This window comes from Myxococcus sp. RHSTA-1-4, assembly GCF_020037125.1.
Taxonomy (GTDB): domain Bacteria; phylum Myxococcota; class Myxococcia; order Myxococcales; family Myxococcaceae; genus Myxococcus.
Map to the genome: position 1 here is coordinate 105,999 of NZ_JAIQDG010000014.1, position 20,206 is coordinate 126,204.

A 20,206-nucleotide genomic window follows, 5' to 3' on the forward strand; every position below is an offset into this window, starting at 1 on the left:
GTAGGCGAGGACCCCGGCCCTCTCACGATGTTCGCGTGAGGGAGCCGGGGTCCGGAGGCGCTGGACGGCCCTCGCGAGGGCCGTCCCACCCGGGGCTTCAGCGCGAGGCCAGGGCGTCCACGTGCTCGCGCAGGGCGACCTCGTTGCCCATGCGCCCGCTGAGCCCGGCCAGCGGCTTCGCGGCCTGCTCGATGCGGCCGCGGGTGCGCGGGCCCGCCGCCACCAGCCACGCCACGCCCAGCGCCAGCTCCGCCACCCGCGGCTCGCCCGTGAGGCTGGCGGCGAGCGACAGCAGCGCCTCCACCGCCTTCTTCACCTGCGCGCCGTGCAGCGGGTGGCTGCTGGTGACGCCCTCGCGCAGCAGCTCCAGCAGCGCGAGCGCCGTGGCGCGCGCCTGGCGCACCGGCTCCGGACCCGCGCCGCTGCCGTCCCACAGGCCGTTGGCGAGCTGCCGTCCCAGCAGCGCCTCCACGCCCGAGCCGCCGCGGTCACGCCTCCGCCCGAGCGCGTCGGACTCCGCCTCCCTGTCGGCCAGCGGCTCCGGCGCGGCGTAGGACAGGCTCTCCTCCGCGGCGAACACCGCGTCGTCCTCGTCCGCCAGACTCTCCATCGGGGCCACGCTCTGGGATTCGAGCCGCTCCGAGGTGCTGCCGCCGAAGAGGCCCGAGAAGAGGCCCCCCTTCTTCTTCGCGGGGGCCGCCTTGGCCATCTCCTTCATGGGCGCCGGTGCCGCTGGCGCGGGCGGAGGCGCGAAGGCCCCGCCAGAGGCCATCGGCGCCGCGGCCATGGGCGCGGGGACCGGCATGCCCTGGGGCATGGGCGCCCCGGGCCGTGCCGCCGACTTCCTGAGGACCTGTCGCCCGCGCGGCATGGCGCCGCCCTCCGCCTCCTCCTGCTTCGCCGTGCCGAACATGTCCCAGCCGGCCGGCGCATTCACGGGGACGACGCGCGTCTCGGGCTGGCCCGACGCCCGCCGCTCCGCCGTGCGCTCCTCCACCACCACGAAGGAGGTGTAGCGGGTGACAATCTGGTGCGCGACGGCCAGCTCCACGATGCGCTTCTTCATGGACTCGGCGCGGCGGCCGGTGAGCTGGGCCGCCTCCCAGCCGCGGATGCGCTCCGCCGCCCACAACTTCTCCACCGCCGGCCGGTCCGACACGGCGGGGAAGTCCACGCGCACGGTGAGCGCGAAGGGCTCGCGGCCCGACTTCCCGCGCAGCGTCACCTTGCCGGTGCCCGGCGTGGTGTAGCGGCCGAGGAGCGTCCAGGGCACGCCGTCCACCATGGGCGGCAGCTCGGACGGGGCCAGCTCCGTGCCCTCCACCCCGTCGAACGTCACCTCCAGCTCGGTGACTCGCGGCGCGAGCGCGCGGGAGAACTGCGCCACCACCTTGTCGTCGATGCGCTCGCCCGGGTGGATGAACTCCACCGCGCCGCCCGTCTGCTTCGCCATGTCGCGCAGCAGCGTGTCGCTCACGTTGGTGCCGATGCCGAACGAGTACAGGCGCGCCGTCTTCCGCTCGGCCAGCACGGCCTTGAGGATTTCGTCCTCGTTGCCCACCTGCCCGTCCGTCAGCAGCACTACCACGCCGTCCGGCGCGGCCCGCACCGCGGCCTGCATGGGCTGGAGCAGCTCCGTGCCGCCGTCCGCCCGGAGCGCGGCCACCCACCGGTCCGCCTCCTCCAGCGTGCGCTGCGTGAAGGGCACCGGCTGGGGCTGGAAGCTCCGGTAGCTGCTCTCGAAGGCGATGACGTTGAACCTGTCGCCCTCGCGCAGGTGGCGCAGGCACAGCCGCAGCGCGGCCTGGGCCTGGGGCAGGCTCTCACCCTCCATGGAGCCGGACACGTCCACCACGAACACCACCTCCTGCTTCGGAGGCGCGGAGGCCATGGCCAGCAGGTCCGGAATCACCGTGAGGGCGAAGGTGCCCGGGCCCGTGTCGTCCTTGCGGTGCGTGACGAGCGGCGTGAAGACGGCGCTCGTGTCCGGGCTGCGCAGGCTGAGCACCAGGTCGCGGTCCAGCGACACCTCTCCGCGCGAGAAGCCCACGCGCATCCGCGTGCCGCTCTCGCGGTTGACGGTGATGGCGTGCGACGGGCTCTCCACCACCACCTCGCGGCCCAGGTCCACCAGCAGGTCCATGCGCAGGCCGTAGTGCACGTCACCGATGGGAGGCGTAATCCGGTCCGCGTCCGGCACGCGGGCCGTCGGGTCCACGCCGCCGTGGCCGGTGCGGTCCCCCGAGGGCTTGCCAGGGATGTAGCGGGGCGCCACCAGCGTGGGCAGCATCCACCGCACGCAGCCCTCCTCGGCGGTGACGGCCTGGAGGAACTCCACCTCCACCACGGTTTCCTCGCCGGGCAGGAGGTTGCCCACCTGCGCGGTGAAGACGTTGGGGCGCTCCTGGTCCAGCAGCGCCGCGCCGTGGCCGGCGGTGATGGCGTCGTCGTAGGTGCGGAAGGCCTCCTCGCGCTCCTTCACCACGCCCTCCACGCGGCGGCCGGCGCACGTCATGGAGAAGGCGGAGAGGGTGCCGTCCGACGGCAGCGGGAAGGTATAGACGGCCTCTACCGGGCGCGACTCCGTGTTGCGGTAGCGCTGGCGCACGCGCACCCGCGCATGTCCGCCCAGCAGCTCACCCGTCACCTCGACGCCCTGGAGGGGAACCTGCGCGCCCTCGCGCGTGTACAGCCCTGCCTGCTCCGTCTCCGTCTTCATGGCTTCTCCCTTTCCTGGAACTCATCAACGAGGGCGCGCACGCGTTCCGCGAGCGCCCGAACCTTCGCGTCGGCCCCCTCCGACACGTGCAGCTCCAGCCCAGGGGCCAGCTCCCAGCGCTGATAGCGTGCCATCACCTCGGGCCGCGAGGACACCACCGGGGGCGCCGGTACACGCACCTCACTCTTGATGACGGGCGTGGGTGGCTCGTACGCCGGCGGAGTCGGGGTGGCGTCGGACTCGGCCAGCTTGCGCAGCTCGTCCATGGACAGGCGCTGCAGCTCCACCTGGATGGCGTCCAGGGGCAGGAACCGCGCCTGGAGCACGCGGATGGCCTTGAGCCGGACCAGGTGCTCCTCGCCGTATACGGTGTCCGGCCCCCGGAAGGGCGGCGCGGGGAGCAGCCCGCGCTGGACGTAGTAGCGCACCGTGCGCGGCGAGACGCCCGCCTCCTCGGCCAGCTCCGACAGCTTCCACTCGGTCTGTGTTTTCGGCGGCCTCATGACCTGGACAGTATGACTCGACAGCTTGAGTGTCAAGTCGTCAGTGTCTATTTGCCGGTGACACTGGCAGGTGTCACGTCACGGGGCGCGGAGGTGGGGTCTCGACAGCCCCACTGTCGGAATGAGGGCACTGTCGGGAAGGGGAGGCGGCAGCTCCGTGGAAGACGTGTTGCGCCGCCAGGAGAGGGGTGGAACAGAGGAGGGCATGAACGGCGGCGTGGAAGGCTTGGACCTCTCGTCCATCCGGCTCATCGGCACGGCGGTGACGCCAGCGGTGATGGTGTCCGGTTGCGGCATCCTGGCGACGGGGCTGGACAACCAGATTGCGCGGATGACGGCGCGCATGCGGGACATGATGCGCGAGTGGCGCGCGCTGCCGGAGGGGCACCCGCGGCGCCCGATTCTGCGCGAGGAGGTGGCCATCCTGGACCGGCGGCATGTCCTGCTCGCGCGGGCCATCGGCTTCATCTACGCGGCGCTGTTGTCGTTCGTGGTGACGTCGATGCTGTACCTCACCAAGCGCCACACGAACATCCCCGAGGCCCTGCCGGTGGTGTCCTTCTCCCTGGGCGTGGCGCTGCTGGGGGGCATGGCGCTGCTCGCGCTGGCGTCGCTGCGGCTGAGCCGCCGGGCCATCGCGCTGGAGCGGCGAGAGCTGGAGGAGTCGCCGCCTCCCTGAGCGCCCGTCTCAGCTCAGGCCACCGGCGGGAGGCCCTTCCTCCTCGGTGGCGTACCCGTCGCCGGGACGTTCCTCTCCACCCGCGCCGGCGGGCCTCCGGTGCATGCCCACCATGCGCAGCAGGTCCAGGGGAATGGGGAGGATGGTGTGGTTGCCGCCGCCGGTGATTTCCACCAGCGTCTGCAGGTAGCGCAGCTGCAGGGTGGACGGGTTGCGGCTGAGCACGTCGGCGGCCATGGCGAGCTTCTCGGCGGCCTGGTGCTCGCCCTCGGCGGCGATGACCTTGGCGCGGCGCTCGCGCTCGGCCTCGGCCTGCCGGGCGATGGCCCGCTGCATCTCCACCGGCAGGTCGATGTGCTTCACCTCCACGTTGGAGACCTTGATGCCCCACGGGTCCGTGTGCGCGTCGAGCACCTGCTGGATTTCGCGGTTGACGCGGTCTCTCTCGCTGAGGAGCTGGTCCAGCTCCACCTGGCCGAGGATGGCGCGCAGCGTGGTCTGCGCGAGCTGGCTGGTGGCGTAGAGGTAGTCCTCCACCTGGAGCACGGCCTTGTCGGCGTGGATGACGCGGAAGTAGACGACGGCGTTGACCTTCACGCTGACGTTGTCGCGGGTGATGACGTCCTGCGGGGGCACGTCGCGCGCCACGGTGCGCAGGTCGATGATGACCATGCGCTCCACGAAGGGGATGAGCCAGCGGAAGCCGGCGCGCTTGAGGCCCACGAAGCGCCCGAGCCGGAACACCACGCCGTTCTGGTACTCGGTGACGATGCGCACCCCGGACAGGAACAGCAGGAAGAGGATGGCGGCGGGGATGAGCACTCCCAGCAGCCCGGTCAGTTCGGTCATGTCTTCACCTCGTCGACGAAGAGGGTGAGCCCGTCCACGCGGCGCACCACCACATGGGCGCCGGGGCGGATGGGGGTGGGCGAGGTGGCGCGCCAGCGCTCCCCGTGGACGAACACCTCGCCATTCTCGGAGCCGACGGCGGCCAGCGCGGTGCCCTGCTCGCCCACGAGGCCCGCGTCGCCAGCCTGCTGCGGCAGCCGGCGCGTCTGCGCGCCGCGGTACGCCACGTAGGCGGCGGCGCCCGCCAGCACCACGGTGGTGGGCACCACCCACGTCCACGTCAGGTGGAAGGAGCGATCCACGAACCAGCCCGGGTCGAACCGGTCCACGAGGAAGATGCCGCCCAGCGCCAGCAGCACCACGCCCGCCGCGCCCAGCAGCCCGCTGGTGACGAACAGCTCCGCGACGATGAGGCCGGCGCCCACCAGCAGCAGCGCCAGCGCCCCGGCACGCACCGGCAGCGCCGAGGAGGCCACCAGCGCGAGCACCAGCGCGACGAGGCCGATGAGGCCGGGGACGAGGGCCCCCGGATGCGACAGCTCGGCCACCAGCCCCAGCGCGGCCACCATGAACAGCAGGTAGACGACGGACGGGTGCGCGAGCGCGTGGACGACGCGCTGGGAGAGGCTTGGCGCCAGGTCCACGACCCGGGCGTCCCGCGTGGCCAGCCGCACGGTGTCGCCGCCGGCGACCTCCACGCCGCGTCCATCCGCCCAGGCGAGGAAGTCCTCCTCGCTGGAGGCCACGTGCTCCACCACGCGCAGCTCGCGGGCCCGCTCCGCGGGGACGCTGGCGCTGTCGCGCACGGCGGACGCGGCCCACTTCTCGTTGCGGCCGCGCTGGCGGGCAATGCTCTCCACGAAGGCGACGGCGTCGTTCTCCACCTTGCGCGCCAGTTGCCTGCCTCCGGCCTCCTCCGGGTCCTGCCCGCCAATGCCGACGACGGGGTGCGCGGCGCCGATGTTGGTGCCGGGCGCCATGGCCGCGAGGTTGGAGGCCAGCGTGACGAAGACGCCCGCGCTGCCGGCGTGCGCGCCGGAGGGCCCCACCCAGACGAGCACCGGCACGCGCGAGGCGAGGAAGGCCCGGACGATGTCGCGAGTGGCCTCCAGCGAGCCGCCGGGCGTGTCCAGCCGCACCAGCAGCGCGCCGTGGCCCTCCGCCTCCGCGCGCTCCACGCAGTCCGCCAGGTAGTTGCCGGAGCCGGTGTCCACCACGCCGTCCATCTCGCAGCGGGCCACGGTGGCCAGCGAGCGCGCCGCTTCGCCGGGAGCACGAGGCGCCCCCGCGAGCAGCGCCACGGCGGCGACTCCGAGGAGCGCGGCCCCATGAATCCTCCATGACGCGCGTGCCCGCATGTCACCCCCCCGCCAGCCCCGCCGCCTGGACGAGGGAGACGGGGACGATGTCGCGCGGTGGAAGGGGCCGCGCGGTGGCCAGGTGGTCCAGCAGCCGCAGGTGGTCCAGCAGCAGCCGGGGCATGAGGAAGTTCTGGCGGACGTACTCGCGGCCCCGCTCACCGAGAAGGCGGGCCTCCTCCGGCTGGCGCAGCAGGCGGAGCAGGGCCTCGGCGCACTCCTCCTCGGTGTCCACGAGCAGGCCGCCGGTGTCGTCGGGGAGCTGGAGGGGGATGCCGCCCACGCGCCCGCCGATGACGGGAGTGCCCTTCCACACGGCCTCGGAGACGACGAGGCCGAAGCCCTCGCGCAGCGACTTCTGCACCACGACGTCGGAGCGCGCCTGCAGCGCGTTGACCTCGATGTTGCCCACGCCGACCAGGTTGGTGAGGACGTGGATGAGGCTGTCGCCCGCGGTGGCGGCGCGGACCTCCTCGTACACCTCCCAGCCTTCGGGGTCGTCCAGGGCGAGCGAGCCGACGAGGGCGAGCTGCAGGTCCGGGACGTGGGGCCGCACGCGCTGGTACGCGTGCACGACACCGAGCGGGTCCTTCCACCGGTCGAAGCGGCCCACCTGGGTGACCAGGGGGCGGTGGGTGCGGATGCCAATCCACTCCAGCACGTGCCGGGCGAGCTCCTCCGGCAGCGGGTAGTTCTTGGGGCTGAGCGGGTCGATGGCGGGCGGGTAGACGTGGACGTCCTGGAGGGGCAGCCGGGGCGGGATGAAGTCCTGGAGGGTGAAGACGGCGGCGTCGTAGGCGCTCAGGTAGGGGTGGAGGAACTCCCAGAAGCTGGGGTTGGGGTGGGACGTGTCGATGTGACAGCGCCATATCCAGCGTGAGTCGCGGAGGGAGGACAGGGCCGCGAGCACCGCGGGCTGCGGGTCGTGGACGAAGATGAAGTCGTAGTCCTCGGAGTCGTTGATGAGGCGGCTGGCGTTGCGGTGCGAGGTGGCCAGGTAGAGGCTCTTCTCCGTCTCGGAGAGCTCACCGGGGGCGCCCTGGAGGCCGTTGTGGATGCGCTTGGTGACCTGGAAGAAGGCCTCGTCGCCGTGGATGAGCTTCCAGTCCGCGTTGAGGCCCAGGTCGTTGTAGAGCGGCACCAGCGTGCGGAGGATTTCCGAGACGCCCCCTCCGTAGGAGGTGGCGCTGAGGTGCATGCAGCGCGCGCCGCGCAGGCGGTCCGACAGGCGGAGCAGCTCGTCGAGCTGCGCGTCGGGGGCGACGCCTCGGTAGGCCGCGAGCGAGCGTTTGCCGACATCGACGACGTCCAGCATGGCCCCTGCTCCCGGAAGGGAAGTGCGTTCCGAGGAAACGGTGGGCATGGTCCGAGGAAGCTTCCGGTGCTCTCCGGCGCCGGGACGGAGCCCGGAGCGTGGAGGGAGGGCCTGCCCGCCGGGACGTGCATCCGCTGGTGGACGTTGGGCCCACGCCGCACATTGTCGCGGGGAGGCGTGCTCCCTAGGGTCCGGCTGTGATTCGCGCTGGAGGCTCCATGCGTCGTGCCGTTCTCATCGCCCTGTGCCTGGCCGCCGTGCCGCTTGCCTGCAAGACGACACAGCCACCCGGGGCGGAGGAGCAGGAGCCCATCCAGGGCCCGACCGAGGTTCGCGAGCCCATCCAGAACGTGCCGAACGAGCCTCCCGGGCCCGCCTCGCCCATGCCCGAGGTGGACGGCGGCTCCCTCGAGGCGGACGGCGGCACCGCCGGCACGCAGTAGCGGCCGCTGCCGCGGGCCACGTCCGCGGCTTCGCCGTCCCGGATTCGAGCCCGGGATGCGGCGGCCCTGTCTCAGGCCGCCTGCTGGACGCCACCGCCGCCCGCGCCCGGGTGACGGGACACCGCGGAGGCCACGGCCAGCGCCTCGGACAGGTCGGCCACGCCGAGCAGGCCGAGGAACACGTCGTCGCGGTACACGGCGACGATGCCCGTCCGCCGCTCGCCCATCAGCCGGCGCGCGTCCTCCAGGGTGGCGGCGGCGTCGATGCGCGGCACGTCGCGCTGCATGAGGCCGGAGACATAGGTGTCGGGCCCCTCGCGCCTGAGGGCCTGGAGGATGCGCTCGCGGGTGAGCACGCCCAGCAGCCACTCGCCGAGCACCACCGCGAAGTCGGACTGGGGGCTGGAGAGGAGGTACTCCACCACCCGCGACAGCCTGTCGCCGGGGACGAGCACCAGGGCGTGCTTGTTGTAGGCGTCCTCCACGCGCAGGGTGGTCAGCACGCGGCGGGCGGCCACCTCGGCGCGCTCCCGGCCCGCGCTCATGAAGACGAGCAGGCCGATGAGGGCGAGGCCGACGTGGCCCTGGAGGATGCCGAAGAGGCCCATGCCCACGGCGAGCACCTGGCCGGTGCCCGCGGCGATGGTGGTGGCGCGCTCGGCGCCCAGGCGCAGCGAGAGCGCGGCGCGGAAGATGCGGCCGCCGTCCATGGGCAGCGCGGGCAGCAGGTTGAACAGCGCCATGGTGGCGTTGGCACCGGCCAGCCACGCCAGCAGCGTGGGCAGCGACGGCTGGGTGAGCAGCGTGCGCACCGTCTCCTCGCCGGTGAGGCCGGCGCTGGTGGCGCCGAGGACGAGCGCGGTGGCGCCGAAGAGGACCGCGGCCAGCACCGCGCTCACCACGGGGCCCGCGGCGGCAATCCACAGCTCCTGGCGAGGGTCCTCCGGCGTGCGCTCGAGCTGGGCCACGCCGCCGATGGGCAGCAGGGTGATGTCCCGCGTGGGGATGCCGAAGCGGCGGGCCATGAGCGCGTGCCCCAGCTCATGCAGCACGACGCACACGAACAGCAGGCTGACGAGCAGCACGCCGAAGAAGGCACCGCGCGGCCCGTGGGGCACACCCCACTGGAGCGCGCCCACCATGAGGATGAGCGCGAACGTGAAGTGCAGCTTGAGGTCGATGCCGGCGATGCGTCCGATACGGATGGACCAGGGCATGACGAACGAGGCTCCTCTCCTGGCGGTGCGCGCGCCGGGCGGGGAGGTTCGGCTCCCACCCCGGTGCATTCACCGCCCGGGCCCGGCCGCTCCATGCGGTGGGCCCGATGGACTTGAACTAAGGAGCCGGGGACGCTTCGCAAATCGGAAAAGCAGGAGGCAATCCTTCGATTTTGTCGAAGGGTCGCCGAGGGGAGGTGTCAGCCTCCGAAGATTTGCGAGCGGGCCGCCTCGGCGATGGCGACGACGGCGGGGTGGCGCAGCTTGCGCTCCACGGTGATGGCGTAGAAGCAGGTCTCGATTTCGTCGGTGCGGCCGATGACGGAGCAGTTGAACTGGCGCTCCACCTCGGCCTCGATGGCGGTGGGCATGGCGAAGACGCCGTGGCCGCGCTGGCCGAAGGCCTGGAGGAGGGCGCTGTCGTCGAAGTCTCCGGCGATGAGGGGGCGCAGCCCCTGGCGCTCGAACCACAGCTCCAGCGAGCGGCGCACCGAGGACTCGTCCGACGGCAGCAGCATGGGGGCGCCGCCCAGCGAGCGGGGGAAGTCCTTCTTGAGGCCGAGCAGCTTGCCGGCGGCGAAGAAGGACATGCCGCTCTTGCCGAGCAGGTGGTTGAAGGAGCGGACGCTGACGGGCTCGGAGCTGGGGGCATCGGCGAGCACCACGTCGAGCTCGTGCAGGGCGAGCGAGGCCATGAGCTGGGGGAGGGGCCCCTCGCGGCAGATGATGCGCAGGGACGGGCCGGCGTCGAGCGCGGGCTTGAGGAGCTGCTCGGCGACCAGCTTGGGGATGACGTCGAGCACGCCCACGTTGAGCCGGAGCTGCTGGCCGGCGGGCATGCCGGAGACGACGTTCTTCAGCTCGTTGCCCAGGCGGAAGATTTCGTCCGCGTAGCGCATGACGGTGCGGCCCACGTCGGTGAGGACCAGCTTGCGGCCCTGGCGCTCGAAGAGCTTGTGGCCCAGCGACTCCTCCAGCAGCTTGAGCTGGCTGCTGATGGTGGGCTGCGCCAGGTGCAGCTCCTCGCCCGCCTTGGCGATGCTGCCCGCACGGGCAACCGTCCAGAAGTAGAGGAGGTGGTGGTAGTTGAGCCAGCTCATGGACATAGGGATAACCGAAGTATCTCGCTCGAACTATCTAATTTTCTTATTGAGCCCGGGCCCTTAGTTTTTGCGGCGTTCCGCGGGGGATTTCCTCCGTGGGGTTGACCGGAGGAGGTCCATGGAAGCCGCGAACCAGAGCGTGTCCCGCGAGTCCCTCGAGCTTGAGCTGACCGGAGTACGGGCGTCGGGCGAGGTGGTGGAGGCGCGTGTCCGGGAGCACCTGGACCTGGTGCGGCGGCTGGCGTGGAAGTACCGGTGGACGGGGCTGCCGCTGGAGGAGCTGGTGGCGGAGGGGAACGTGGGGTTGATGGAGGCGGCGGGGCGGTTCGAGGACCGGGGCATCCCCTTCGCGGTGTACGCGAACCAGTGGATTCGCGCGCGCATCCGGGCGTACGTGGGGCGCAACTGGAGCATGGCGGGTGGGCGTGCGCCCTGGGTGGTGTTCCAGCTGAGGCGGGAGCGGGCGCGCCTGGAGGCCCGGTGGGGGGAGGGGCATCCGGAGGTGGCGAGGCGGCTGGCGGAGGCGCTGGGAAAGCGGGAGGACGAGGTGGAGAGGGCGACGGAGGCGCTGGCGAGGGACGTGTCGCTGGACGCGCCGGTGACGCCGGACGGGGAGGTGACGCGGCTGGACGGGCTGGAGGCGGAGGGAGCGTCGCAGGAGGAGGTGGTGGACCGGGCGAAGTGGGCGGCGAGGCTGCGGGAGAGCGTGGAGGCGGCCTGGCCGGAGCTGGACGCGCGGGAGCGGGCGCTGGTGGAGGAGCGGATGCTGGTGGACGAGGGCGCGAGCGCGGAGCTGCTGGCCCGCCGCTTCGGGGTGACGGCGGTGCGCATCCGGCAGATTGAGCAGGCGCTGAGGACGAAGCTGCGCCGCAGGCTCACCGCGAGTCTCACGCCCTGGGACGGCGAGACCTTGTCCCTGGCGGCCTGACGGGCAGGCGAGGCCCGGTGCAATTGGGCCTTGCGTGCCGAAGGGAAGTCCATGTAGAGAGGCCGTGTTTCTCGCGGCGACTCTCACGCCCAGATAGCTCAGTTGGTAGAGCAGGGGACTGAAAATCCCCGTGTCGCTGGTTCGATTCCGGCTCTGGGCACTTCCTGTTGATTCCGAGGCCTCTGGACGCAAGTCCGGGGGCCTTTGACGTTCAGGCCCGCCATGGCGTTCCGGGTGCGCCTGGAACTCGGAGGCGTGACGCGAACAGGTTGAACTTCTGGCTGTGGCTCTCGCGCCGGCACCAGTCCTCGATGACGTTCAGGTCCACCTCATTGGCCCGTGCGTGGAAGACGGCGAGCGCCTGTTCCAGGCCGCTGAAGTCGTTCCAGAAGAGAAAGGACGCGAGTCGGTCACGGCATGAGTCGGTGGGCGACAGGACGTACAGCACCTCGTCGTCACGGCGGACGGTGCTCCAGCTCTTGAGCAAGTCGTCACCCACCGCCAGCGGCCCCGGCGGAAACTCCAAAAGGAAGGGCGAGCGTGGGTGACGGTAGAAGTCTCCCTTCCTGATGAAGCCGAGCGCTGCCAGCGCCGCTTCGCCTCCCGTTCCCTTGAGGGTGAGCACGAAGTCGAGGTCTCCTGATTGGTACGCCTCCGGCGCGTAGTAGGTCGCCGCGCTTCCGCCAGTGAGCACTGCGTGGAAGCCCTTGCGATCCAGTGCCGTGCACACGGCGAAGGCAACGTCCGTGAGCGACGACGTGGGCCCAATCACAAGAGCCCCGGCTTGCCAGCGCGGCGGGGACGGCGCCGTCGCGCGGCGAGCCGGGTCTGAAGGTCCATGTCGTGCTCTCCGAGCTTCCAAAGCAGCGCGCTGAGTTCGGCGTGCGCGAAGTATCGAGGGTTCAGGGAGACCATCCGAGTTCGCCCCATCAACCGACTGACGATGATCGCTTCCCGTTCGAGCGACGCCAGAATGGATTGGACGGTGTATGGGCGTACGCCGAGCAGAGCCGCCAATTCACTGGGATAGGTCCCTTCGAGCAGACGGATGGCCACGAGCACCGCCGTCCTGGTCGAAGTTCCAAAGAGCTGAGAACCCTCTTCGAGCACGAAGCAAATTTACCAATATTCTTGGTGTTATTGCCAGTGACCTTGGTGATTTCGCCAAGAATATTGGCGGTGATGCCAAGCATCCTGGTTAGGAGTCGCTATCCGGCTTCATTGCGGCAGCTCGCCGAGGACGTCCGGGACGGTCGCCGCGGTGAGGGCCCGCTCGAGCCATTGTTCGAGCATGTCCGGGTTCGTGCACGACAGGATGCGCTGCCGGGCCCCGTCATCCACACTCAAGCCCCGCGCGTCGAGAACCCGGAGCACGGACCTGGCGAGCCCCCTGGCCATGCCCCGCTCGATACCCTGCGAGATGCCCCGCTCGATGCCCTGCGCGAAGCCCTGCTCGGTGAGTTCCTCGGCATAGGTCTTCATCAGTTCCTCCGCTCCTCGTGCATCCACCACGGAAGCTAGCACGCCCGCCATGGCGTCCCGGGTGGCCCTGTCGCCTACCTGAAAGAGGTAGCACACCAGCGCTTCCAGCTCCTCCCAGGCGTCCGGGTGCGCCTGCAGCTCGGCGAAGAGGGCCGTCCAGTCCGGCAGCCTCCGCGCAAGCTCCTCCGTGCGGCCGAAGCGCAGCACGAGCAACGCCAGCCGCACCAGCGGAGGCCCCGGGCGCGCCATCAACGCCTCGACGCGCTCGCTCGTCAGGTCATCCAGCAGATACTCGAAGCGAGGCACCAGCGCCTGCCAGTGCCCCCTTTCCCGTGGCGGGCCCGGCAGGGCGAAGAGCTCCTCCACGCGGCGAGGCGCGCTCCAGCCCTCTCCAGGCCCGTGGTACATGACGAGCGGGATGATGACGGGCAGCCGCTCACCCTCCGGGTGCTCCTTGCGCCAGTGCTCCAGCTGGCGCACCACGTAGCGCAGCATGCGCAGGGCCATCCACCGGTCCACCGACGACTGGTGTTCGAGAAGGACATAGAGCAGCACCGGCCCTCCGCTGAGGAGCCGGGCCGAGAAGAGCAGGTCGCTCTGTGTCTCGCGCAGCTCCGGGTCCACCACGGAGCCGGGCTCCTGGCGCAGCGTGGACCAGTCCACTTCGGAGACGAGGGGCGCAGGCAGGACGGCGCGCAGCTCGGCCGCGGCCCGCTCGGGATGGCCGAAGGTGAAGCGTACGAAGAGGTCATGGGGGCCGGGCATGGCGGAGTGCGCCCCGAAGCAGGGGGCGTGCCACTCATGGGCACGGGAGACAATCGGCCCCGGGAGTCTACCGGCGGCTCTACGCGTCCCGGGCGGGAGACGTCTGGCGGGTTCCGGAATGTGGAGAGCTTGGGCCGGCGCCTCGGGCTCGGCGCGCCGCATGAAGCCTGCCGCCTGGCGAGAAATCTGCTAGCGAGCGGAGTGGAGCGTGTCGCTCCTCGCGAGGCACCTCATGCAACCTGTCCACCCGAGTCCGGCGCGCCTCCCCCTGGGAACGAGAGTGGGGCCCTGGCGGGTGCTGGATCGTCGCGGGCTGGGGGCCTACGGCGCCGTCTACCGGGCCGTCGACGCGCGGTCACCCTCCAGCCTTGTCGCCCTCAAGCTGGCCCTCCACCCTGGGGACGCGCGCTTCGCACGTGAGCGGGAGCTGCTCTCACGCATCCGCCACCCCAACGTCCCTCGCCTCCTGGACCACGGCGAGTGGCCGCTCGCGGACTTCCGCTTTCCCTATCTCGTCATGGAGTGGGTGGACGGCGCGTCGCTGTATGACTGGGCTCTGGAGCAGCGGCCCACGTCGCGGCAGGTGCTCCACGCTCTCGCCAGCCTCGCCCGGGCGCTGGCCGCCACGCATGCCGCCGGTGGCCTTCACCGTGACGTCAAAGGCGACAACATACGTGTCAGAGCTGCGGATGGCCGCGTCTTCCTCACCGACTTCGGCTCCGGCCACTTCATGGGTGCCGCCACGCTCACCCAGTCGCCGTTTCCTCCCGGGACTCCGGCGTACCGCTCTCCCGAGGCGTGGCGCTCCGTGCGCATCCCCATGCGCGAGCCCATACTCCCCTACGCTCCCACTGCCTCGGACGACGTCTTCGCCCTGGGCGTCACCGCCTGGCGCCTGCTGACCGGCGAGTACCCCCCACCGGACCCCGCTCTCCGCGCCTCGCCGCTGGATGAAGCCGGGCCCCCGTTCCCGCGCGCGCTCAACCCCCGCTGCACCGAGGCGCTCAGTGATTTGACGGTCCGGATGCTTTCCCCGAACCCCGAGGCCCGTGGCACCGCCCGTGACCTGGCCGCGGCGCTGGAGCAGGCTGCTCGTGAAGCAGGACCGGAGGCGGATGTGCCTCTCTTCGACCGCGAGGAACCTGTGCCCGCGGTCGCGCTTGTGCGGTCCGGGCGCACGCGCGCCGCGCCTCATGTCCGTGCCCGCGCCGTGCGCCCCTGGCTCGCGGCCGCCAGCCTGGGCGCGGCCCTGGTGCTGGGGGGCGTGTGGATGCGCGGTGCTCATTCTGGCGTGGAGACCGGGGAGATGCACGCGTCAGGGCCCGAGGAGATGAGGGACGGAGGGACTGTTGCCGCCGGAGACGCGGCGCTGACAGCCCCGCTGCCGCTCTCTCGGGCCCCGTTCGCATGGGCCACCATCTCCGTGGATTTGCCACCCAGGCCCTTTCCGGGGCAGAGGCGGCCGGATGCCAGCGGACGCTGCCCCAGCAAGAAGCATTTCCCCATCAATGGCGGCTGCTGGATCAAAGCGGAAGGGGACCTGAAGAACTGCGAAGCGGAGGGCTACTACATCTACAAGGGCGGATGTTATGTGCCCGTCATCCCCCCCGCGCGCCCTCCTACCTCGAGTCCCGTGGAGCGTACTGAAGACCCCCCATGGTGAGGTCGCGCGTCTCTTGATGGAATGGCCCACGTTCAATCCAGAAGGCAGCGCTCCCAGCGGCGTAGCTCCTCCTGGGTGAAGCCAGAGCCGGAAAGTTGCATCTCGTGGAAGAGCCATGGCTCCAGGACGCGCGCCATCTCGCGGTAGGACGGCGGCAGTTCCGCGCAGCCGGGGCCGCCTGCCTCCGGCCATGCTCCCAGCGTGACGACGGCGCGTTCTTCTCCCAGTTCCTGCACGCCGATGTCCCGTGAGTGCAGCCGGGGCGCAGTCCCGTGGTGCCACCCAACTCGTTCAAGAGGGGCTGGCCCAGGAAGGTCAGCCACGCGGCCGTGCGTACCTTCGTGCCAAGCTGCCACGCGAGCCGGTCTGGTTTCGGAAGGTCCATTCCGGGCTGGAGGACGCTCCACTTCTTGACCTCCCGTTCCACGCCAATCAGGTCGAGGTCGCAGTTGAAGGAGAAGCCCGCATACCCGGAGCTGGAGGGCAGCGGGGCGGCAAGTTCGTTCTTGGAGGCTGCAAGGGGCGTCTGCGGTAATACCGTCTGCCTGCCTGGGGCCGTCGTGCCCGGTGTCCTCCGACCCGGGCCTCCGGCTCACCATACGCCGCTCGGTGTGTGGCACGACCCTCTCTGTCTTTCACGCTCCGTTGGTGCTTCTTCCGGCCTCGCGGTCCAGGTGGCAGCTACGCTGGCACAAGAGCCCAATCCCGGTTCTCCTGCATATGGCGAAAGAACGGCTTGTCGCCTAGCCTTTGCCTGTTCACGAAAGGGCGATGGGGCTTCGAATCATGGACATCAAGCAGTTCCTGAATGGGATGCGGGCTGCTCACGGTGGGCACTTGCCGCTGAGCAGCGAACAAGAGCGCGCCCTGCGCCATGACCACCGGGCCGCGCCACTGTGGATCATCGCGGGCCCGGGAACTGGAAAGACGCACACGTTGGTATGGCTGGTGCTCAAGCGCCTGCTGGTGGACCGGGTCGCGCCGGAGCGGGTGTTTCTCACCACCTTCACGCGCAAGGCGGCCACGGAGCTGGAGTCACGGCTCGTGCTGAGCCGCCAGAAGCTCGTGGATGCCAAGGTGCCAGGGGCCGACGGCTTCGAGGTCACCCAGTTGTGCATCGGCACCCTGCACTCCCTGTGCTCGCGCATCCTACAGGACGTGCGTTACCCACCTGCTTTTCGCATCCGGGTACTGGAGGACGAGATGGCGCAGCAGTTCTTCGTGCGCCGCTCGTCCAATCCCCTGCTGCGTTGCGATGACATCTCCTTTTGGTCGCGCTTCGGATTCATCGAGGCTGATGCCAGGTTCCCGCCGAACACGGCGGCGCGCTGCGAGGCGGCCTGCCAACTCTTCAATCGCATGACAGAGAACAGCGTGGACCTTCAGGCCATGCTTGACTCGGGGGACGAACACCTCCAAAGGCTCGCGGAGGCCTACAAGTCCTACGAGGAAAAACTCACGGAGCGGCAGCGGACGGACCAGGCTCACCTCCAGCGCTACTTTCTCGACTTTCTTTCCTCTGCGGAGGGGCGCGCCTGGAAGGCGGAGGGGTTCACTGTCCTCGTCGACGAGTACCAGGACACCAATCCCATCCAGGAGCAGGTCTACTTCACCCTGGCGGGCGCCCAGGGGGACCTCACGGTGGTCGGGGATGATGACCAGTCCCTTTACCGCTTCCGTGGAGCGACCGTCGAATCGCTCGTCGAATTCGACCGTGCCTGCCAGGTGCGCCTGAATCGCAAGCCGCTGCCCGTCTACCTCTCGGAGAACCGCCGGAGCCATCCTGGCATCGTCGCTTGGGTGAACCGCTTTATCGGAGCCCATCCGGACATGGTGGATACCTCTGTCCGTGTGCGCGCCCCCGGCAAGCCGGCGCTGAGCGCGACGTCAGACATCCTGGGGGCCTACAAGTCCGTCTGGGCCATCGCTGAGCGCAAGACGCCGGATGCGGCGACCAAGGTCGTTTCAATGATCCGAGACCTCAAGCGCGAAGGCCTCGTCCAAGACTACAGCCAGATTGCGCTGCTTTCTTTCAGTACGCGCGAGACCAGCCATTCCATTGGCACCTACACGAAGGCCCTGCGCGAGGCGAAGATCCCCCTCTACAACCCGCGCTCGAACACGGCGCATAAGGACGAGCGGTTCCTCGGAATGTTGGGGGCACTCAGCAACATTCTGGACCCTGACTCGGCCTACCAGGACTCCGCGGTGGTGCGCCTTCCCAATGGCGTCATCGACTATGTGGACCGAGCCCGGAGCGCCTACGCGGCGCTGGCGCCCTCCCATCCGGAGTTGGCTCGGTACGTCGACGCCTCCATCCAGGCGGTCCGGCGGGCGCGCTACGACGGGTCCAAGGACCACAACTACCTGACGCGGCAGGGGGGGCGGCGCGTCACCGGCTCCGGGCTGCTCTACAAGTTGCTTGCTCACGAACCCTTCGCCAGCGAATTGACGGACCCCGAGGGCGGCGAGCGGCTCAAGGTGCTCAACCTCGTGCTGGCCGAGTACGAGTCATTGTTCTACGACGGCGAGTTGAAGCTGGAGCCGGGAGAGGAGGGGACGAGGCTCTTCGGTCGTACCCTTCAGAACTTCTACGGGGTGTTCGCGGAAGGCGTTCACGACGGGCTCAATGACCCCGAGGACGACGAGATCAGCATCATCCCCGGCCAGGTCAATGTGATGACCATCCACCAGGCCAAGGGACTGGAGTTCGAGGTGGTGTTCGTATTGCGCCCCGATAAGCAGCCCTTCGTCGGGAGTACGCACATCCTGGAAGACGAGCTCGACCCGTACGTGCGACGGCTCACCCGACCTCCTCATCGGCGCTCGCAGGAGTTGCGAGCCGCCGAGGATACCGTGCGCCTCTACTTCGTTGCGTACTCGCGTGCGAAGCGTCTGCTGGTACTCGTGGGCCACGAACAGGGGAAGTGGGACCGAGCCCTGGGCCGTGCAGAGGATGGGCGAGCGCTGACCACGAAAGCTGCTCTTCAAGCGCAGGGAGTCTACTTCCCATGAGCCTCAAGTCCTTGTTGCCGGGCTGGACCGTTCCGCTGGTGAAGAACGAGGTGCGCATCCGGAGCTACTCGACGACGGCGGACGTGCTGGCCTTCCGCCGGTGCCGGCGTCAGTACGGGTACTTCGGGGTCCGTGGCTTCAGCAGCGCCACCTCAACGCAGCTCTACTTCGGCACCCTGGTGCATGACGTGCTGGACCGCATCACCCGAGACCGCCGAGCGGCACCGACGCGGGCGCTTCCCTCGGAGGAGGAGATCCAGCAGCTCGTTCAGGAGGCGCATGACCGGCTTATCCGCTCAGGCGTGCGGACCTTCAACGCGCCCCTGATGCGGGAGAAGGCGGCACGGCTCATCCACCGATTCGTCCACCTGGTGGGCGAGGCGTTCTTCCCCCACATCCGTCAGACCGAGTACCGCCTGGAGCGAGCTCTGAAGACCCCGCAGGGGCGCGACTACATCCTGCAGGGAGTGGTGGATATCCTCGCCGGGGCGGTGTCGCATGCCTTGGGGCTCAACTTCCCAACGTCGGAGGTGGATGAGGAAATCTGGGACTACAAGTCGGGGCGCATGCCAGCCAAGGGCGCCTCCGAGTTGGTGGACTACGAGTACCAGATGCAGGTGTACGCCGAGCTCTACCGGCAGCAGACGGGCCACTTTCCGGCGCGCGCGGTACTCATCTTCCTGGGCGAACTCGACGATGACGAACTCTGGAAGCTGGCGCTGAAGGGAAAAGGCCCTGGGGTCTTTCCGCGTCTCTTCTATCCGCTGCACCCCTCGCCCGTTCGGGTGAAGGCGGCCATGCAGGACTTCCACAATACCGTGGAGTTGATTGAGGAGGAGCGCGCCAAGCCCTACGAGAAGCAATGGGCCGCACCCAGCCACTCCGTGGAGGAGCAGACCTGCGAGGCCTGCGACATCCGCTTCCGGTGCTCCAGCTTCCCCCAGGCGAGCAAGCAGCGTCGCGACGCGCTCTGAGGATTCTCCCAGCACGCTCCTCGCCGAATAGCGGCTGAGGACGTGCCTCCCCACCCGCGCAGGAATGCGTCTTGCGACTCCAGGCCCCCAGACGCCACCTCCACATGGGGTGGCGCAAGTGGAGTGCGCTGCGTAGGCCCTCGCGAACGTGGAGGACTCCGTCGAGTCAGCAGGCGTGGAACTTCAGGCCGTGCGCGGTCATCGCTCCGGCGGCTTCTCGGGTTTTCAAGGTGTTCGCCGTGTCCTCCGGATGCAAAGCGCCGGGGAGCGGACTCGCTGCGGTTACTGCGCCACTGTACGAAAGATGACTCAGGAGGTCATCAGAGCCCCGCACAACGTTATAGTGCGGCATGTCGTGAGCACGACCGAGCGGTTTATGGTCGACCCGTCGCGCACACACGAGGTAGATACCGCCCCCATGGACTCCGCGGAAACTGCACGCCGGCTCGAATGTGGCACCCTGCAGTTTTCCTGAGAGCGAGGAGGGCAAGATGGGTGCGGTTTATCGGGCGGCGGGGCTGACGGGAGGGCGTCTGTCGTGAGCTACGCCGTCAAGGAGCTCTTTTACACGCTGCAGGGAGAGGGCGCGCAAGCTGGGCGCGCGGCGGTGTTCCTCCGCTTTTCTGGCTGCAACCTCTGGAGCGGTCTTGAGCGAGACCGGGAGAGAGGGCCAGGCGGCTGCTCTCGCTGGTGCGACACCGACTTTGTCGGGCTTGATGGCTCTGGAGGCGGGAGGTTCACATCCGCCGATGCATTGGCGGATGCCGTGGCTGCGGAATGGCCCCAGACGCATGCAGAGGAGCAGGCACCCATGGTGGTGTGCACTGGTGGGGAGCCGCTGCTCCAACTGGACGTCCCGCTGCTCGATGCGCTTCATGCGCGTGGGTTCTTCGTCGCCGTCGAGACCAACGGAACGAAGCCTGTCCCCGAGGAAGTGGACTGGGTCTGTGTGAGCCCCAAGGCTGGAAGTGAGCTGCTGCAGCGGACGGGCAACGAGCTCAAGCTCGTGTTCCCGCAGCCTGGCTTCGAGCCAGGCCAGTTCGTGGACTTGGGATTCACGCACTTCATCCTCCAACCCATGGATGGCCCGAACAGGACTCACAACACGGAACTGGCGCTCCGCTACTGCCTGGAGCATCCGAAGTGGAAGCTCGGGCTTCAGATGCACAAGATGGTGGGAATCCGCTGAGACG

General features: G+C 69.5%; 17 protein-coding genes, 1 tRNA gene and 1 pseudogene. 8 read left to right on the forward strand and 11 right to left on the reverse strand.

Annotated features, from left to right (window positions below; translation table 11 throughout):
• Nucleotides 1-97 precede the first annotated feature (97 nt).
• Both K8638_RS20025 and K8638_RS20030 read right to left on the reverse strand, forming a co-directional pair.
• Nucleotides 98-2,719 (reverse strand): VIT domain-containing protein, encoded by a 2,622-nt coding sequence (locus tag K8638_RS20025; protein WP_223756160.1) that lies wholly within the window; start codon nt 2,717-2,719, stop codon nt 98-100.
• Nucleotides 2,716-3,222 (reverse strand): MerR family transcriptional regulator, encoded by a 507-nt coding sequence (locus K8638_RS20030; RefSeq protein ID WP_223756161.1) that lies wholly within the window; start codon nt 3,220-3,222, stop codon nt 2,716-2,718. Before K8638_RS20030 ends, K8638_RS20025 begins: the two co-directional genes overlap by 4 nt.
• A 205-nt stretch (nt 3,223-3,427) precedes the next feature.
• Between K8638_RS20030 and K8638_RS20035 the strand changes: the two genes are divergently transcribed.
• The gene (locus K8638_RS20035; RefSeq protein ID WP_225937431.1) at nt 3,428-3,901 is read left to right on the forward strand and encodes a DUF2721 domain-containing protein; all 474 of its coding nucleotides are present in this window, start codon (nt 3,428-3,430) and stop codon (nt 3,899-3,901) included.
• A 9-nt stretch (nt 3,902-3,910) separates the two neighbouring features.
• On the opposite strand, the gene K8638_RS20040 is transcribed toward K8638_RS20035, so the two are convergent.
• Genes K8638_RS20040 through K8638_RS20050 form a run of 3 tightly spaced genes read right to left on the reverse strand, consistent with a single transcriptional unit; the run spans nt 3,911 to nt 7,423 of the window.
• Nucleotides 3,911-4,750 carry a slipin family protein gene (locus K8638_RS20040; RefSeq protein WP_223756163.1) on the reverse strand — a complete coding sequence of 280 codons (840 nt, stop codon included), beginning with the start codon at nt 4,748-4,750 and terminating at the stop codon, nt 3,911-3,913.
• A complete protein-coding gene (locus K8638_RS20045; protein WP_223756164.1) occupies nt 4,747-6,108 on the reverse strand; it encodes a nodulation protein NfeD in 1,362 nt (453 codons plus the stop codon). Before K8638_RS20045 ends, K8638_RS20040 begins: the two co-directional genes overlap by 4 nt.
• 1 nt (nt 6,109) lies before the next feature.
• Complete coding sequence (locus tag K8638_RS20050; RefSeq protein ID WP_223756165.1) at nt 6,110-7,423, reverse strand: glycosyltransferase; 1,314 nt, start codon at nt 7,421-7,423, stop codon at nt 6,110-6,112.
• 218 nt (nt 7,424-7,641) lie between these two features.
• Between K8638_RS20050 and K8638_RS20055 the strand changes: the two genes are divergently transcribed.
• A complete protein-coding gene (locus tag K8638_RS20055; RefSeq protein ID WP_223756166.1) occupies nt 7,642-7,866 on the forward strand; it encodes a hypothetical protein in 225 nt (74 codons plus the stop codon).
• A 71-nt stretch (nt 7,867-7,937) separates the two neighbouring features.
• On the opposite strand, the gene K8638_RS20060 is transcribed toward K8638_RS20055, so the two are convergent.
• Together K8638_RS20060 and nhaR are read right to left on the reverse strand one after the other, a co-directional pair.
• On the reverse strand, nt 7,938-9,083 hold the full coding sequence (locus K8638_RS20060) for a site-2 protease family protein (RefSeq protein ID WP_223756167.1): 1,146 nt from the start codon (nt 9,081-9,083) through the stop codon (nt 7,938-7,940).
• 200 nt (nt 9,084-9,283) lie between these two features.
• Entirely contained in the window at nt 9,284-10,183 is a 900-nt protein-coding gene (nhaR, locus tag K8638_RS20065) for a transcriptional activator NhaR (RefSeq protein WP_223756168.1), read from the reverse strand.
• Nucleotides 10,184-10,304: 121 nt separating this feature from the next.
• On the opposite strand from nhaR, the gene K8638_RS20070 reads away from it, so the two are divergent.
• Together K8638_RS20070 and K8638_RS20075 are read left to right on the forward strand one after the other, a co-directional pair.
• Complete coding sequence (locus K8638_RS20070) at nt 10,305-11,114, forward strand: sigma-70 family RNA polymerase sigma factor (protein ID WP_223756169.1); 810 nt, start codon at nt 10,305-10,307, stop codon at nt 11,112-11,114.
• An 87-nt stretch (nt 11,115-11,201) separates the two neighbouring features.
• Nucleotides 11,202-11,274: transfer RNA gene (locus tag K8638_RS20075), tRNA-Phe, on the forward strand.
• A gap of 51 nt (nt 11,275-11,325) precedes the next feature.
• On the opposite strand, the gene K8638_RS20080 is transcribed toward K8638_RS20075, so the two are convergent.
• From K8638_RS20080 to K8638_RS20090, 3 genes are all read right to left on the reverse strand, one after another.
• On the reverse strand, nt 11,326-11,886 hold the full coding sequence (locus K8638_RS20080) for a hypothetical protein (protein ID WP_223756170.1): 561 nt from the start codon (nt 11,884-11,886) through the stop codon (nt 11,326-11,328).
• Nucleotides 11,883-12,170 carry a hypothetical protein gene (locus K8638_RS20085; RefSeq protein WP_223756171.1) on the reverse strand — a complete coding sequence of 96 codons (288 nt, stop codon included), beginning with the start codon at nt 12,168-12,170 and terminating at the stop codon, nt 11,883-11,885. The genes K8638_RS20080 and K8638_RS20085 overlap by 4 nt, the downstream gene beginning before the upstream one ends.
• Nucleotides 12,171-12,332: 162 nt before the next feature.
• The gene (locus tag K8638_RS20090) at nt 12,333-13,361 is read right to left on the reverse strand and encodes an Rpn family recombination-promoting nuclease/putative transposase (protein ID WP_223756172.1); all 1,029 of its coding nucleotides are present in this window, start codon (nt 13,359-13,361) and stop codon (nt 12,333-12,335) included.
• 295 nt (nt 13,362-13,656) lie between these two features.
• Between K8638_RS20090 and K8638_RS20095 the strand changes: the two genes are divergently transcribed.
• Nucleotides 13,657-15,024: a serine/threonine-protein kinase gene (locus tag K8638_RS20095; RefSeq protein ID WP_370644048.1), complete on the forward strand. Its 1,368-nt coding sequence runs from the start codon at nt 13,657-13,659 to the stop codon at nt 15,022-15,024.
• 32 nt (nt 15,025-15,056) lie between these two features.
• Here K8638_RS20095 and K8638_RS20100 read toward each other — a convergent pair.
• Nucleotides 15,057-15,511, reverse strand: a pseudogene (locus K8638_RS20100) (type VI immunity family protein).
• A 299-nt stretch (nt 15,512-15,810) separates the two neighbouring features.
• On the opposite strand from K8638_RS20100, the gene K8638_RS20105 reads away from it, so the two are divergent.
• The 3 genes from K8638_RS20105 (at nt 15,811) to queE (ending at nt 20,202) form a co-directional block, all read left to right on the forward strand.
• Nucleotides 15,811-18,039, forward strand: coding sequence for a UvrD-helicase domain-containing protein (locus K8638_RS20105; protein ID WP_223756173.1), 2,229 nt, complete (start codon nt 15,811-15,813; stop codon nt 18,037-18,039).
• A complete protein-coding gene (locus K8638_RS20110) occupies nt 18,036-19,013 on the forward strand; it encodes a PD-(D/E)XK nuclease family protein (protein ID WP_223756174.1) in 978 nt (325 codons plus the stop codon). Before K8638_RS20105 ends, K8638_RS20110 begins: the two co-directional genes overlap by 4 nt.
• 538 nt (nt 19,014-19,551) lie before the next feature.
• On the forward strand, nt 19,552-20,202 hold the full coding sequence (gene queE, locus K8638_RS20115) for a 7-carboxy-7-deazaguanine synthase (RefSeq protein ID WP_223756175.1): 651 nt from the start codon (nt 19,552-19,554) through the stop codon (nt 20,200-20,202).
• Nucleotides 20,203-20,206 lie beyond the last annotated feature (4 nt).